A 14,774-nucleotide genomic window follows, 5' to 3' on the forward strand; every position below is an offset into this window, starting at 1 on the left:
TGCGTCATTTCAACTCCGCTGCTTCGATCTGGCTGGACATCGGATTTCGCGTGCGGATCAGCATGATGCTCATATCGGAGACATCGCGTTGTGCGCATTCGGCCAGCGTACCGCGCCATTCCGCTTCGTCGCGTGTCAGGTTTTCCCATACTTCAGTCGGATGTTCTGGCGAAATGCCATTTTCAAGCAGGTAAGCTGCAATATGGCGTGGCATGAACGAGCGCGCTGCGTCCCACGGGCAGGGGATCACGATGGCATTGCGATTATCTTCAAGTACATGCACCAGATGACGTTTGAACGGAGTCAAATCGCCGCGCCGATGAAAAGTGATGAAGGTGGTTTCATCAAAGCAGACCTTGCCGCGTGAGGCCAGAATTTGCGCCGAGGAAATGCCGGGCAGGGTTTCCACCGGATGGCCGCAGGCGCGCTCGACCCGTTCCAGATATTGGAAGCCGCTGAAGTGGATGTCACCCATGAAGACCACCACGCAACGCTTGCCGGCGTGGTGTGCTGCGGCCACTTTTTCCAGTTGTGCCACTTGATCGCGATAATTCATCAGCACCACTTCGGCGCTGGCGGGAATGATGCTTTGCACGACGTTGACCACGGCGTCGAATCCGGCCACCACGTCGGCATCACGGATTAACTCTGCACCGCGTTGCGTCAAATAACCGATGTCGCCCGGGCCTGCTCCAATACAGATAATCATCTCTGCTCCTCAATAATCGTCAATGGGATTGATGCTTCCCATGGTCATTTGGACTTACTCAATATCCAGTAGCGCAGGCCTCCGTGCCTGCGGCTCGGTGCAGGCACGGAGGCCTGCACTACTGGTAATTCGCAATATTTTGCGTAAGTCATGTTGCTCATGTTGCTCATGTTGCGTTCATGCAGCCACGGATCGTCAGCGCCAGACTTTCCGCCGACAGTTCTTCCAATGTCAGACATTCGGCCCCTAAAGCCTGCGCCAGTTGTGCGGCCCGTCCCAGGCGCAGATAACCGGTTTCGGTATCGAGTACCAGCGCCGGAATACCGCGCCCGGCCAGCATCTCCGCCAGCGCCAGGGTTTCACGCCAAGGATCGCCGCCATCGCGCAATGCCACGTTGGCCTTGCCGTCACTGAGCAATACCAGCAATGGGGGCGCACCGTTGGCAGCGGCCTGTTCTAGAGTTTCCAGCGCCAGTTGCAGCGCGTGTGGCAACGGTGTACGGCCGCCGGTGGGCAACTCGCGCAAGCCCTGTTCGGCACGATCGATGCTGCGGGTAGGTGCCAGCAGCAGCGCCGCTGCGTCCCCGCGAAAGGAAATGACTGCCACTTCGTCACGCCGTTGGTAAGCATCGGTCAGTAGCGCCAGTACCGCACCCTTGACCGCTTCCATGCGACGCTGCGCAGCCATCGAACCGGACGCATCCACCACGAACAGGATCAGGTTGGCGCTCTTGCCGACGCGAATCTGCTGGTGCAGATCGCTCTTGCTTACTTTTAATTCCAGCGGATTACCTGGTGCGGCAGTACGCAACGCTGCGCTGCGCAATGTAGCTCCGACCGCAAGGCTGGTTGGATTCTGATCCGGCACTGCACGCACCACGCGACCACGCGGCGCATCCGCGACCGCGCTGCGGCGGCCGGCAATGGAACGCGCAGAAATCGCGTCCACTGCAATCCGCCGCACAGTGCCGCTGGCTGCGGCGGCGAATACCTGCTGCCCGGTTTCTTGTTCTGATTCTTGCTCTGGCTGCGGCCCGTCTTCCTCGGATGATGTATCGGCTTTCTGCTCCTCGGGCGGCTGGCTGGCTTGCTGCATTAATTCGTCAAGCCGATCCTCATCTAGCCCCGGTTGTTCGAAAGGCTTGCGCCGACGACGGTGCGGCAGCACCAGTTGCGCCGCACTGCGCACATCGTCGGGCGTTACCTGCAAGCGCCCGACGAGTGCCGCCAGCGCACGCGATGCCTTGTGCATCACGATATCGGCACGCAAGCTAGCGACATCGAATTCGCAGCACAGATGGCTGATCAGATCGAGCAGTGCATCATCCAGTATCACGCTCGGCAACAAGCGCTGTGCGGTGGCGAGTTGCGCCCGCAATGCATTTTGCTGTTGAGCCCAGGCGCTGACGTAGCCGGCCGGATCAGCTTCAAACGCAATGCGACGGCGCACCACCTCGGCGCGCAAGGTTTTCTCGCGTGGTGCCACCACTTCGACCATCAAGCCAAAACGATCCAGCAGTTGCGGGCGCAGATCGCCTTCTTCCAGATTCATGGTGCCGATCAGCGTGAAGCGCGCCGGGTGCGTGACCGACAGGCCTTCGCGCTGCACCGAATTGATGCCCATTGCCGCCACGTCCAGCAGCACATCGACCAGATGATCTGCCAGCAGGTTGACTTCATCGATATACAGAATGCCGCGGTGCGCTGCCGCCAGCAAGCCGGGTTGAAAGGTTCGTTTGGCACCCCGCAATGCACGTTCCAGATCAAGTGTGCCGAGCACCCGGTCTTCAGTTGCACCGAGCGGCAGCGTAATGAAAGGCACCGCACAAGGCTGCACCGTTGCATTCGCGTTACTGCAAATCTCGCAGTGAACGCAGGGTTTGCCCGGCAGGCAGTTAAATGCACAGCCAAGAATACGTTCAATCGGAGGCAGAATATCCGTCAGCGCCCTCGCTGCAGTGCTTTTGGCGGTGCCTTTATCGCCCCGGATCAGCACCCCGCCCAGAGTGGTATCGACTGCGCACAGCAGCAACGCCGTCTTCAACTGCGACTGTCCGACGATGGCGGAAAATGGAAAATGCATGTTTGTCATTTTTTTCTAAGTTTATATGCCGCGCGGAGTTTCGCCGCGTGCTTCCAGCAGAGTTTCACTTTGCAGATACAGTTCGCGCAGCGCTTCCAGCGTTTGCGGTTTCGGCTCGGCCCACATGCCGCGATGGGCGGCTTCCAGCAGGCGCTCGGCGATGGCGTTCTGCGCCCACGGATTGGCTTCCTGCAGGAAGCGCTGGATCTCGGGATCGAATGCATAACTGCTGGCCATCTGCTCGTACATCCAGTCATCCATCACCTGGGCCGTGGCGTCGTAACCGAACAGGTAATCGACTGTTGCAGTCAGTTCCAGCCCGCCCTTGTAACCATGCCGCTGAATGCTCGCCAGCCACTTCGGATTGACCACGCGTGAGCGAAAAACCCGCAGAGTCTCTTCCTTCAGATCACGGACCTGAGCCCGCGCCGGATCATGGCTGTCGCCGAAATAGCGGCGCGGCTGCTGGCCGGTTAGGGCGCGGATGGTGGCGATCATGCCGCCGTGAAATTGCAGGTAATCGTCGCTATCGAAAATGTCATGCTCCCGATTGTCCTGATTGTGCAGCGCTACCTGAACGCCGGACAGCCGGACCCGGAACGCATCGCGCTGGTCTGTCCCTTGCGTGCCACGCGCATACGCATAGCCGCCCCAGTTGACATAGGCTTCAGCGAAGTCGGCATCGGTTTGCCAGTTTTTTTCCTGAATCAGCGGCAAAATACCCGCGCCGTAGCTGCCGGGTTTAGCCCCAAAGACACGATAGCCAGCGCGTTGTGATGCCTCTTCTTGCGGCAAGCCCTTGCCAATCCACTGGCCCAATTCAGCCAGATAATGCTTGCGTACGAAATTCTGCGATGGCGGCTCGTCGAGCTTGATCACGGTATTAACCGCATCATCGATCAAGTCAATCAACTGTGGGAATGCGTCGCGGAAAAAACCGCTGATACGGGTTGTCACGTCGATGCGCGGACGTTTTAGCTCCGCCAGCGGCACCACTTCGACACCGATCAGCTGACGGTTCTCCGGCCGCCACACCGGGCGCACGCCGAGCAGCGCCAGTATTTGCGCCACGTCGTCGCCGTGGGTACGCATCGCGCTGGTGCCCCAGATGCTGATGGCGACACTTTCCGGATAATCCCCGGTTTCGCGCACATGGCGCGTCAGGACTTCGTGCGCCAGTTGCTGCCCGACGCGCCACGCTGATTGCGACGGCACGCTGCGCGGATCGACTGAATAGAAATTGCGTCCAGTCGGCAGGATGTGCGCCATGCCGCGCGTCGGCGAGCCACTCGGCCCTGCAGGAACATAAGCACCGGACAAACCGCCCAACAAATTGTCGATTTCGTCCGAAGCACGGGCCAGATTCGGTACCAGTTCGCGGCAGGCAAAACCCAGTACCCGACGCAAGGCGTCGTAGCGGGCGCTGTTATCTGTCACAGCATTTTTTTGCGCAATGCTGCGTGCTGCAGGTTCTTTTACTCGATGCTTGCTCACTTGCGAGAGAACACTGCTGCGCGAACGCAGTGCCGGTTGCAGCAGCGGCCGACTGACTGCGACGCTATCGGCATCCAGGCCGGCAAATATCTTGGTCAGCACTTCGTCAATGCGCGATGCAAGATAATCGTGCGCCTGCAATTCGATGAACAATTTGCGGCACAGCACATCGATTGCCTCCAGCGCATCGGCACGCGTGACGACAGGCCGTTCGGCCAGGTGACCCAGAGCGCTGACGACATTCAATCGACGTCCCTTGGAATCCAGCAGCATCTCGATTTGCAAGCCGAATAGCCGCGCCACTTCCGCCTGCAGGCCGGGAATATCCTGATTCGGCAGACGTGTCAGCGACACCAGCATGTCCACCAGTTGCTCGTCTTGCGGCGACTGCCCGAGGATATGCAGACCGTCGCGGATTTGTGCCATCCCCAACTCACACAGGTAACCGTCGAGGTCTTCAATCAGATGGGCGACATCGGCACCTTCCATATTTGTCAGCGCAGCCGGAAGTGCTTCGTCATGCTCATGTGGATGTTCGTGCCCATGTTCATGCTCATGATCGTGTTCGTGTTCGTGTTCGTGGTCATGATGCAGCAGTCTGGCCTGCAGATCCGCATCCAGATTAGTTTGCTTGACCAATTCCCATATCTGTTGCTGCAACAACGGCAGCTTGGCCGGATCAAGAACCTCGACTTGATAATACTCATCCACCAGTTGCGTCAACTGGGCCAGCGCGCCATAGGTGTCGGCGGTAGTCATCGGCGGCGTCAGGTGATCGACGATGACCGCATGGGCGCGGCGTTTGGCTTGCGCGCCTTCGCCCGGATCGTTGATGATGAAAGGATAAAACAGCGGAATATCCGCCAGCAGCGCATCCGGAAAACAATGCTCCGACAGGCCAACGCCCTTGCCGGGCAACCATTCGAGCGTGCCATGCTTGCCGACATGGACGATAGCATCGGCGCGCCACTCGTCGCGCAACCAGCGATATAGTGCGTAGTAATGGTGGGTCGGCGGCAAATCCGGCTGATGATAGATCGCGTCCGGGTCCATGCCGTAGCCGCGCGGCGGCTGCAGTGCCACGAAGGCATTGCCCAGTTCTATCCCCGCCAGCGCCAGATGATCATCATGCAGATAGGCAACACCCGGCGCTGCACCCCATTGCGCAGTCATTTTTTCCTGCATTTCGTGCGGCAAATCGGCAAACCAATCTGCGTATTGCGCTGATGACACGCGGCCAACTGCGTGCGTCAACTGCTCGCTGGTGAGATAGGTATTGTCGTAGGCGCAGCGATCAATCAGCGCGTGGATCAGTGCGGTGCCGCTCTCGGGCAACTGATCAATTTGGTAACCGGCGTCTTGCATTGCGCGCAGGATGTGCATCAGCGAGGCAGGCGAGTCGAGGCCAACCGCGTTACCGATTTGCGATGCCTTGCTATTGGAATTGGTGAAGATGAAAGCCACGCGCTTGTCCGCATTGGGCAAGCGTTTCAACTGTGCGAAGCGCGCCGCCAGCCCGGCTACACGCGCCACGCGATCTGGTACAGGTTCGTATTCGATCAGCTCTTTCGCATGGCCGGCAGCCCTGGCCTTGAACGACACCGGCACGCTGATAATGCGCCCGTCAAACTCCGGTAACACCACGTTCATCGCCGCATCGAGCGGGTTCAGACCACGCGCCGATTGCTGCCACTGATCTTGCGTCATGCCGCTGGTAATGGCTTGCAACACTGGCACATTCAACTGTTCCAGCGCGCTGACCGACCAGCCGGCCGGAGTTGGCCCGCCCGGCGTGATCTCGCCCATCGCAAACGAGGTGGTGTTGATCAGCACGTCGATATGCGAAACTGGCTGAGCGTTGATTGAACTCGTGAAATAAGCCAAGGCAGTCGGCAGCTGTGCGCCCCCATCGCTGCCGGCACGTAGCGATGAGGTGAATACTGGCAGCACATTCATGCCGTGCTTTTCCAGCGCATCGATTAACGCATCGACAAAGCGCGTATTGCCGCTGATCCAGTGCGCACGGTAGAAAATGATGCCGACGTTCGGCCGCTGCGATCCATGCACTAATTCGCGCTGCGCCAGCCAGTCATCGATGCCAGCACCCTGGGCTAAATCCGGATGGTAGATTCCATGCTCGGGCAAGGCAACCGCAGGCTCGTAAGCGAAGCCGCTCAGTAGAAAATGATCGGATACATAACGCAGGAACTGGCCCAGATTCACGCTGCCGCCAGCTTGGAAATACGCCAGCGCCTGCTGTAATACATCCGATGCAACAGTCGATACAGCCGCCAGCTCCAAGTCAGGTTCACCGGTGCCGCTGATTGCGATCAAATGCAGACCGCGATTCTGGACCTGTCGCAGCAGTTCGGCAAAACCTGGAACGCCGCCAAGACGCCCCAGTACCCGCAAGATAATGATTTGTGCGTCGGCGAGTTCATGCGTCAGCAGAGCCGCCATCTGCGTTTCGCTTTCCAATGCCTGTAAATTTACGCCGGCAACAGCGGGAAATTCTTGTGGCAGTTGCGCCAGCGCACTCTGCAGCACGGTCAGATCGTTCGGTGCATGCGTCAGCAATGCGATTTGGGCACGCGCCGCCATTGCTTCAGACATGTTGGTTTTCCTTTTCCAATGAGCAGGTATCGCCTTCAGCCAAACGATGAAAAATCAGATCGCTGACCTCGCGCCCACCTTCCAGATGCTCGACAACGATACGTTCCAGCGCTGCCTCGTTGGCGCATTGGTACCAAACGCCTTCCGGATACACGACGAGAATCGGCCCCTTATTCTGGCAGGCAACCATGCAGTGGGTTCTGGTACGTTTGATGCGCAGTTCCGGGTGGGCGTCAATCTTCTCCCCCATCAGTTCGAACATGGCTTGCGCCTGCACGCCATCTTCGGTGCAGCGCGGCCCGACGCACATGAATACATGTCTGGTGTGGGTTCTCATCAAATTTTCTACCGTCCGGGTTTGCAGCATGGAATTCGGTACCCGACTAATTTAAAAAAACAAGGAGTATGATAATTTTTAGTGCATTTACCGCATATATTTATTGCGGTAATGCAATATACTAATATCAGTATATATATCCGCTCATCCCCGTGAAAGTGGGGGTGAGCGGATTTTCAGGGGTTACTTCTTGCGTGCTGAATAGTTGCGAGCTTCTTATAAAACAAGCCCATCAAGCCACCCAGCGCCAGCCAGAACACGGCATTCGCAATCGTCGTGGCATGGATGAAAGCCTGCGCAAGTTCGGCGGGTGCTGCGCTTGCGTGAGTTTCCGGCTGTGGCGCACCAATCAGATGTGGAACAATCAGCAACAGTGCGCCGAACAGTTTGAGTTTCCAATTACGCGTAAAAATCAGCAACGATAATCCGCCCGCCGTCACAACCACAGTGGCGAGCCACCATAGTTGCCGATCTGCCAGCGGCGCTGCTGCGGTGCCGGGCACCTCCGGCGGCAAGCCCAAAGAAGGCGCAACGAAAAAAACCGCATAGCCAGCCAGACCCCACAACAAGCCGGAACGCCAGCCTCCGGCATCACCGCGCAAGCACAGGCCGCCGCCCAGCAACAGCCCGAAACCAACGGCCAGACTGATATTGGCCAGCGCAGTGAATATCGTCCGCTCCAAACCATCAGCCGGTTGCCATGCATCCGGCGCATGTTCGTGTTCGTGCGCTTGTTCAGGGGTATGGGTATGGGTATGCGTATTTTCAGCATGTGAAGGAGCAACAGCAGCATCGGATACTGCGGCCGCAGCCGCAGCTTCCTCATATACTTCGGCCTTCGATATGATCGGGCTAACCTGAATTTTCTGAACAACGGTCAATGTCAGACCCGCCAGCAGACCCGCCAATGCGGCAGCGGTAACGATGCGCTTGAATGCCGCCATGTTAATGATCCCCGACATTGGTATTGGCATATGCATCAGTGACAAGGAAAGCCGGCGGAATGACGGCCGTCATGCGCGGCATTATGCAAGGCTGAAGTCTCGGCGAAAGCCGCGCCATACAGCAGCACCAGTCCAAGGCTGCCGGCAAATAAAACGGGTATTACTTTGTCTTTCCAGACAGTTGAGCGGGACCGCGAGCCGACGTTATCGAGCAAACCAGGTATTGAAGACATGTGACACTCCATCTTAAGGAAAACACCCAAGCCATGACAATAATCAGCGCAGAGATAGATGACATCTCCATAGCCAATCAGCGCCATAAGCACATGAATGAGCCTGTATGTTAAGAAGGAAGTGATAGACGGAGGGCGCAAAAGGCCAGCCATCTGCATCGCCCTCCGCGATACAAACTCTACGATAGCTTCAGGCTGGTCTCCGGGCTTACGAGTGGAATTTCCTTGTTGGGTTTTCCTAGATTTGCGCCTTCCCATGCATTGCACAGTGGCTTACTGCAAATCTTTTTACTCGATTACCGTTGCGGGGGCAGCGTCGGATTTGTTCTTTGTTACAGAAAACTTACCGACTTCCCATTTCATTCTACAAACGACTGTTTGCGGAATACCTGAAGCAAAGAAAATTATTATATGCGCCGAAGTTGATACAGACAAGCCATTAAAACGCGCTGTTCAGTCAAAGCGGCATCGTTCATCAGGCTTGCAATTCGTGCATTTCCAACGGCAAACACAAACATCAAAATGGTTAAAAATCGTAGCGCGCAGAAAGCTTCAACTGGCGGCCGAACGACAGAATTAACCCGGTCAGTAGCAATATCCGTCTTACTTTTTACTTCATTGCATAACGTACGCCGACAAACAGGTTCGAGCCTGGTGTTGCATAATCTTTTGCTAACTCATAGCCCTTATTAAGCACATTATTCCAGCGGCCGAACAAAGACCAGTTGGGAGCAAAATCATAACTGGCGTAAAGGTTTAGCAGGCTGTAACCAGCCATCTTAACGTTTCCAAAATCAAGGCGATCACCGGAGAATACCGCTTCAGCACCGGCTTTGAGCGCACCGATACCATATTCGGCGGCCAAGCTACCGTGCCGTTTGGCTCGACGAAAAAGGAGGGTGTCGGTGGTCTCATCACGCGGGTTTTGCAGGTCTAGCGACCCGCGCAATGTGAAATTGCCCAGTCTGGTGCTTGCGCCCAGAGACAGACCTTCCAGCAGCGCCTGATCCACATTAAAGGCACAACCGAAAGGATGGGTCGCCTGCTGCACCGGACAAATATTGGTATTTACCAGCAAATCGGTAATCCGATTATGGTAATACACAGCACTCAACTGCGACTGTCCATCGTCGTAGTGGATACCGGCTTCAGCATTTTTGCCCTTTTCCGGTTTGTTAGTCGCGATCCCAAACTCTGGGAAAAACAATTCATTGAAAGTCGGCGCGCGGAAACTGGTGCCGACGCTGGCATTCACACGCAAGGCGCTGCTCAGGCGATAGCCATAGGCCAGGCTGCCGGTCGCATGCGAACCGAACACCGAATTATCGTCATTGCGCACGCTGACGCTGGCCAGATGCGCGCCGCGCTTGAGCTGGTAAGACGCGGCGAACGAATTGGTGGTGCGGTCGCCACTCAATGCTGCTGTACTGGCATCCACTTTTTCCTTGCGTTGTTCGACGAGCAGTTGCAGCAGATCGGTGCCCAAGGTCAGATCATTCTGCCAGCTGAGGTTGGTCTGTGTGGTGTCGAAAGTGGATTTCTCTTGCGGATTGAATGGGCCTATCGCGCTGAAGGAGTCCGATTTATCGGTCGATTGGGAGATCTGCACCCGGCTATTCCACCAAGGCAATAGCTGGTTTTTCGAATACAGTGCATAGCTTCCCAACTCGCTTACGCTACGATCATCGAATGCGCCAGAGCCATTGTCGAACTGCGCATCCAGTCTGCTTTGCAGGAAAGTCAGGCCGACCTCATACCCCTTGGCCAGATCCAGAGAAAACTGGCCGCTGGCGCTGTCTCTTTTATAGCCGTCCTTGTCCGGGTTGAAGGAAGAGTTACTCGGCTTGGTCGCCGAAAAACCGTCGGCCTTTTCATGCGAGGCGCTGATCGCATAGCGGAACCGGTGCTCGCCGTCGGTCGAGCCGGATACGCCGGCATCCAGCGTGCGCGTGTCATAGCTGCCGAAGCCAGCCGCGGCGTTCAGGCGCGGTGCTCCATCACCTTTTTTGGTGAAAACCTGGATCACGCCGCCCACCGCATCGGCACCGTAGATGCTGCTCAAAGGCCCATAGACAATTTCGACGTGGTCGATCTGCGACAGTGGTATCGCCTGCCATGATGCAGCACCCGTCGTGGCTGCGCCAGTTCGCACGCCGTCGATCAGCACTACGATCTGGTTACTGTTGGCACCGCGCAGAAAAACCGTGGAATTGCTTCCCGGCCCACCGTTGCTACTTATTTCAATCCCGCGTTTGCGTTGCAGCAGTTCAGCTAGCGAACTTTGACCGGAATTGGCGATTTCTTCCGAAGAAATGCGAATGTTGTCACTTAGTACCTCCGTCAGAGGCTGTTCAATTCGCGAAGCCGTCACCATAACCGGTGCCAGCGTTTTATCGTTATTGGTTTGGGCGGATGCAGGGGCGATGCAGCAGGCAGATAAGGCAGAAGCCAGCGCAAGCGGCTTCCAGGCCGGCGTACGGCTGGGGAGGGTGGAGAAAATCATGATGTCGTTTCAAATAAAAATCCCCCGACCTGCGTCCCCGCAAGCCGGAATCAACGAAAGTGCGGGTTCGCGCGCTTCCACCTATTTTGGCCGGTATCCGGGCTGACAAGTCAGACCGCCTCACCTTCCCGTGCGAGTTGCACAGTGGTCCTGAGAGGCGGTTTGTCACTGAAACTCATAGTGACGCTTGTTTTACCGTTGCGGGGGCAGCACACGTTGGCGGGTGAGGGTGTCATCTACGCCGTGTTTCCCGTTTAACTGCAGACATGGGGATGTCTGCGGGCACCAAAACGTGCGTATTGTATGTTGCAATGCCAGCTTGCGACAACCGCACTCTAAAAAATCTTGTGCTGGTTGGCAATACGCCTTTGGTCCGTATCAACCGCATGGCGCAGGGCGCGGTTGCCACCGTGCTTGCCAAACTGGAATTTTACAGTCCGGCGCACAGCGTCAAGGACCGGATCGGCGTGTCCATGATCGAGGCCGCAGAGCAGGCTGGCCTGATCAAACCCGACACCATCATTGTCGAGCCGACCAGCGGCAATACCGGCATCGCGCTGGCCATGGTGTGCGCGGCGCGCGGCTATCGCTGCATGTTGATCATGCCTGACACCATGAGCCGGGAACGGCGCATGCTGCTGCGCGCTTACGGTGCGGAATTGGTGCTTACTCCGGGCAGCGAAGGTATGCCGGGCGCCATCAGGAAGGCCGAGGCACTGGTGGCGTCAGATGCGCGCTACTTCCTGTCGCAACAATTCAAGAATGCGGCAAATCCCGAAGTGAATCGCCGCACTACGGCTGAAGAAATCTGGAACGATACCGACGGCCAGGCCGATATTCTGGTGGCCGGGGTCGGCACCGGTGGCATTATTACCGGCGTGGGTGAAGTATTGAAAGCACGCAAGCCCGGCTTTCAGGTGATTGCAGTGGAGCCGGATGTTGTCCTGCGGCACCAAAGGTAAGTAGGACGGATTATGTTGCGTTGCGGAATAATTCTTATACGGCAAGTCGCAGCCTATACGTAAATTATTTATTGGGTATTTTAAATTATGTGAATGCTGTTATTCCGCAGTTGCTGGTTTCTCTACTTTGAAGCGATTTCGCTTTGTTTTTTTTGGTTTTTACAAGAATTTTGCTTCGAAGTAAATTTTGTTACGGTAAATCGCTTACCTTAAGATATTCTTTTGATGAATAAAACGTATAGTAAAACATAATTTGATTTATATCTTTCTGTGCCTATACTTATACTGCATTGCAGCATTTTAGATTACACAGAAGGAGTAAATTATGTCCATCAATACGCACCCAGCAAGTAGTTCACCTAGACTCAACATTCTGCAGTTCATATATTCGCGAGTGGTTCCAGTTGCGGCTGACGTCGGCGCAGAACGCAAACCCATGGGATTTTTCAAGCGCTTGGGTCAAAGGATTGAGCGCAAGGATATGGAGCGGAAGGAAGCTTATTTGGCTGATGCGTCCGATATCTATGACCTGGAACATCGGATGAAACAATTTGAGAACATGCGTTCTAATAATTCCAGTCAATGGGGCAACAATTCAAGGTACTACTGATCTGGTCTGATGTGTTTTGTGGTTTTCATGCGCAATTCAGGCTCCATAGCCCATGTAATGTAATTGAAAAAAATCAAACTTCACTGAGCCCGATCCATAATCGTCAGGTTTGGTGCATCCAGCCAATAGCGGCTAAACATTAAAAATCAATTAACTGGCTGACGCAGTGCACGCGAACTGAAGTCGCGCTGCGCCGTTGGGAGGTTGGTAATGTGCCTGTTTTTGGTGCACTAGCGCGGCATGAAAACCAAAACCCATCCCTATGCCGAGATTGCCCCTGATACAGGAACGCTCACTCGCTGCATCATTTTCCTTGCAGGTTTGCCAGCCATTTTCGTGACAATATAAGGGCAATGTTCGCTGCAACATTCCCTTGAATACTTACTTGCCCTTCAAATATTGATTGCAACTAGGTTGCATGTTTCTGTTCGTCTCTGTCATACTGCTTGCAACCGAGTTGCATGTAGTGCGCTGCCTTTATGCGTTTGTTCCTTCAATATTTAAACGATTGACTTCAATCATGTCTTTTCGCACGCAATCTCCACGAAGCTTTGTTTTTGCCGTGCTGGCTTGGCCGGCTTGGTTACGTGTGTTGGCGATTTTGCCGGCTATTCTTGCCTTATGGTTAGGCGTGTTGTGGGCGCTGGCAGGAGAATCGCCGTGGTGAGGCTGGATGATCTTACGGTTGCCTTTCGGCGGCATCCGGCTCTGCACCACGTAAGCGGACAATTTGCCAAGGGCTCACTGACGGCCGTGACCGGCCCCAACGGAGCGGGGAAAAGCACATTACTGAAGAGTATTCTGGCCTTGTTGCCGGTCAATAGCGGGTGCGTCAAGGTTGCTCCGGATTTGCGGCGCACCGCTTATTTGCCGCAACAGTCGGAAATCGACCGTAGTTTTCCGATTCTGGTGCGCGATTGCGTATTGCTCGGTTACTGGCAGCGGGTAGGGCAATTCGGTGCGATTTCTTCCGCATTGATGGCGCAAGCAGAATCAGCATTAAGCGCAGTCGGCCTGGATGGATTTTCGCAACGCGCAATCGGGTCCTTGTCGGCCGGCCAGTTCCAGCGCGTGCTGTTTGCCCGCATGCTGTTGCAGGATGCCGATTTGATCTTGCTCGATGAACCATTCAATGCGGTCGATAGCAAGACCACTGCCGAATTGTTGCGCATTGTCGCATCCTGGCATCGGGAAGGCCGCACGGTGATTGCCGTGTTGCATGACCATGCGCAGGTGCGTAGCTATTTCCCGCAAACGCTGCTGCTGGCGCGCAACGTGATTGCCTGGGGCGATACTGCAACGGTCATGACGGATGATCATTTGCGCCAGGCCAAAGTGATGGCTGAGGCGTGGGACGAGAATGCGCCGCTGTGCGAAGTTGGCGTTAGGGCGGCATGATTAGTGATATTTATCAATTTGCCGTCGCTCCCTTTCAGGAGTTCGCCTTTATGCGCCGGGCGCTGGTGGCCACTATCGCTTTGGCGATGAGCGCCGCGCCGCTCGGTGTCTTGCTGACCTTGCGCCGGATGAGTTTGTTTGGCGATGCGTTAAGCCATGCGGTGTTGCCCGGCGTGGCGGCGGGTTTTTTACTATTTGGTTTGTCGCTCACGGCGATGACTATTGGTGGTTTTCTGGCTGGCATCATCGTGGTGGCGATTGCCGGGTTGATTAGTCGCTATACCGAATTGAAAGAGGATGCCAGTCTGGCGGCGATTTATCTGGTGGCGCTGGCGCTGGGCGTGATACTGATTTCGCGTCGGGGAACCCAGCTCGATTTATTGCATATTCTGTTTGGCAGTGTACTGGGAGTGGATGTCGGCGGTTTATTGTTGGTGGCCGGCGTTTCTACCTTCAGCTTATTGGCGTTGGCGATACTGTATCGCGGCTTGTTGCTGGAGAGTTTCGATCCATCCTATCTGGCGGCCAGCGGCAGCCGCGGCATCGTGCTGCAGCAGACATTTCTGATGCTGGTGGTATTGAATCTGGTGGCGGGTTTTCAGACGCTGGGGACGCTGATGGCGGTCGGCTTGATGATGTTGCCGGCCGTATCGGCACGGCTCTGGCATGACACTTTGCCAGCACAATTGCTGGGCAGCATGCTGCAAGCCGCCTGTGCCGGGTATTTCGGACTATTGCTGTCGTACCACATTGATACGCCCTCGGGGCCGACCATTATCGTCTGCGCCGGTGTGCTGTATTTGGCCTCGCTGCTGTTCGCGCCGCGCGGCTGGTTACCCAGGTTGCGGCGCTCCTCGCATTTGCAGGGCTGAATCTATCCAGTTTCCC

The 14,774-nt window shown here is 55.9% G+C and carries 12 protein-coding genes and 2 riboswitches; of the genes, 5 read left to right on the forward strand and 7 right to left on the reverse strand.

Annotated features, from left to right (window positions below):
- Positions 1–4 precede the first annotated feature (4 nt).
- From KGFNPO_RS06150 to KGFNPO_RS06180, 7 genes are all read right to left on the reverse strand, one after another.
- The gene (locus KGFNPO_RS06150) at positions 5–709 is read right to left on the reverse strand and encodes a cobalt-precorrin-7 (C(5))-methyltransferase (RefSeq protein ID WP_472633620.1); all 705 of its coding nucleotides are present in this window, start codon (positions 707–709) and stop codon (positions 5–7) included.
- Between the two features lie 166 nt (positions 710–875).
- A complete protein-coding gene (locus KGFNPO_RS06155; RefSeq protein ID WP_472633621.1) occupies positions 876–2,801 on the reverse strand; it encodes a putative cobaltochelatase in 1,926 nt (641 codons plus the stop codon).
- Positions 2,802–2,813: 12 nt separating this feature from the next.
- Positions 2,814–6,899, reverse strand: coding sequence for a cobaltochelatase subunit CobN (locus KGFNPO_RS06160; RefSeq protein ID WP_472633622.1), 4,086 nt, complete (start codon positions 6,897–6,899; stop codon positions 2,814–2,816).
- Positions 6,892–7,236 (reverse strand): (2Fe-2S) ferredoxin domain-containing protein, encoded by a 345-nt coding sequence (locus KGFNPO_RS06165; RefSeq protein WP_472633623.1) that lies wholly within the window; start codon positions 7,234–7,236, stop codon positions 6,892–6,894. Before KGFNPO_RS06165 ends, KGFNPO_RS06160 begins: the two co-directional genes overlap by 8 nt.
- Before the next feature lie 176 nt (positions 7,237–7,412).
- Positions 7,413–8,198 carry a CbtA family protein gene (locus tag KGFNPO_RS06170; RefSeq protein ID WP_472633625.1) on the reverse strand — a complete coding sequence of 262 codons (786 nt, stop codon included), beginning with the start codon at positions 8,196–8,198 and terminating at the stop codon, positions 7,413–7,415.
- A 17-nt stretch (positions 8,199–8,215) separates the two neighbouring features.
- Positions 8,216–8,413, reverse strand: coding sequence for a CbtB domain-containing protein (locus KGFNPO_RS06175; protein WP_472633627.1), 198 nt, complete (start codon positions 8,411–8,413; stop codon positions 8,216–8,218).
- Positions 8,414–8,589: 176 nt separating this feature from the next.
- Positions 8,590–8,821: riboswitch (cobalamin riboswitch) on the reverse strand.
- A gap of 202 nt (positions 8,822–9,023) precedes the next feature.
- Complete coding sequence (locus tag KGFNPO_RS06180) at positions 9,024–10,916, reverse strand: TonB-dependent receptor plug domain-containing protein (protein ID WP_472633629.1); 1,893 nt, start codon at positions 10,914–10,916, stop codon at positions 9,024–9,026.
- A gap of 71 nt (positions 10,917–10,987) precedes the next feature.
- A riboswitch (cobalamin riboswitch) is annotated at positions 10,988–11,221 on the reverse strand.
- A 6-nt stretch (positions 11,222–11,227) separates the two neighbouring features.
- On the opposite strand from KGFNPO_RS06180, the gene KGFNPO_RS06185 reads away from it, so the two are divergent.
- The 5 genes from KGFNPO_RS06185 (at position 11,228) to KGFNPO_RS06205 (ending at position 14,758) form a co-directional block, all read left to right on the forward strand.
- Positions 11,228–11,878, forward strand: a complete 651-nt coding sequence (locus KGFNPO_RS06185) for a PLP-dependent cysteine synthase family protein (RefSeq protein ID WP_472633631.1) — start codon at positions 11,228–11,230, stop codon at positions 11,876–11,878.
- A gap of 325 nt (positions 11,879–12,203) precedes the next feature.
- Positions 12,204–12,488, forward strand: a complete 285-nt coding sequence (locus tag KGFNPO_RS06190; RefSeq protein ID WP_472633633.1) for a DUF3563 family protein — start codon at positions 12,204–12,206, stop codon at positions 12,486–12,488.
- Between the two features lie 418 nt (positions 12,489–12,906).
- The gene (locus KGFNPO_RS06195) at positions 12,907–13,155 is read left to right on the forward strand and encodes a hypothetical protein (protein ID WP_472634558.1); all 249 of its coding nucleotides are present in this window, start codon (positions 12,907–12,909) and stop codon (positions 13,153–13,155) included.
- On the forward strand, positions 13,110–13,886 hold the full coding sequence (locus tag KGFNPO_RS06200) for a metal ABC transporter ATP-binding protein (RefSeq protein WP_472633635.1): 777 nt from the start codon (positions 13,110–13,112) through the stop codon (positions 13,884–13,886). Before KGFNPO_RS06195 ends, KGFNPO_RS06200 begins: the two co-directional genes overlap by 46 nt.
- Positions 13,883–14,758: a metal ABC transporter permease gene (locus KGFNPO_RS06205; RefSeq protein WP_472633636.1), complete on the forward strand. Its 876-nt coding sequence runs from the start codon at positions 13,883–13,885 to the stop codon at positions 14,756–14,758. The genes KGFNPO_RS06200 and KGFNPO_RS06205 overlap by 4 nt, the downstream gene beginning before the upstream one ends.
- Positions 14,759–14,774 lie beyond the last annotated feature (16 nt).

It is taken from the genome of Gelidimonas diazotrophica (genome assembly GCF_055694025.1).

Coding starts and splice junctions, on each gene's coding strand:
- KGFNPO_RS06150 (WP_472633620.1), bottom strand. CDS start 709: ATGATTATCTGTATTGGAGCAGGCCCGGGCGACATCGGTTATTTGACG.
- KGFNPO_RS06155 (WP_472633621.1), bottom strand. CDS start 2,801: ATGACAAACATGCATTTTCCATTTTCCGCCATCGTCGGACAGTCGCAG.
- KGFNPO_RS06160 (WP_472633622.1), bottom strand. CDS start 6,899: ATGTCTGAAGCAATGGCGGCGCGTGCCCAAATCGCATTGCTGACGCAT.
- KGFNPO_RS06165 (WP_472633623.1), bottom strand. CDS start 7,236: ATGAGAACCCACACCAGACATGTATTCATGTGCGTCGGGCCGCGCTGC.
- KGFNPO_RS06170 (WP_472633625.1), bottom strand. CDS start 8,198: ATGTCGGGGATCATTAACATGGCGGCATTCAAGCGCATCGTTACCGCT.
- KGFNPO_RS06175 (WP_472633627.1), bottom strand. CDS start 8,413: ATGTCTTCAATACCTGGTTTGCTCGATAACGTCGGCTCGCGGTCCCGC.
- KGFNPO_RS06180 (WP_472633629.1), bottom strand. CDS start 10,916: ATGATTTTCTCCACCCTCCCCAGCCGTACGCCGGCCTGGAAGCCGCTT.
- KGFNPO_RS06185 (WP_472633631.1), top strand. CDS start 11,228: ATGCCAGCTTGCGACAACCGCACTCTAAAAAATCTTGTGCTGGTTGGC.
- KGFNPO_RS06190 (WP_472633633.1), top strand. CDS start 12,204: ATGTCCATCAATACGCACCCAGCAAGTAGTTCACCTAGACTCAACATT.
- KGFNPO_RS06195 (WP_472634558.1), top strand. CDS start 12,907: ATGTTTCTGTTCGTCTCTGTCATACTGCTTGCAACCGAGTTGCATGTA.
- KGFNPO_RS06200 (WP_472633635.1), top strand. CDS start 13,110: ATGGTTAGGCGTGTTGTGGGCGCTGGCAGGAGAATCGCCGTGGTGAGG.
- KGFNPO_RS06205 (WP_472633636.1), top strand. CDS start 13,883: ATGATTAGTGATATTTATCAATTTGCCGTCGCTCCCTTTCAGGAGTTC.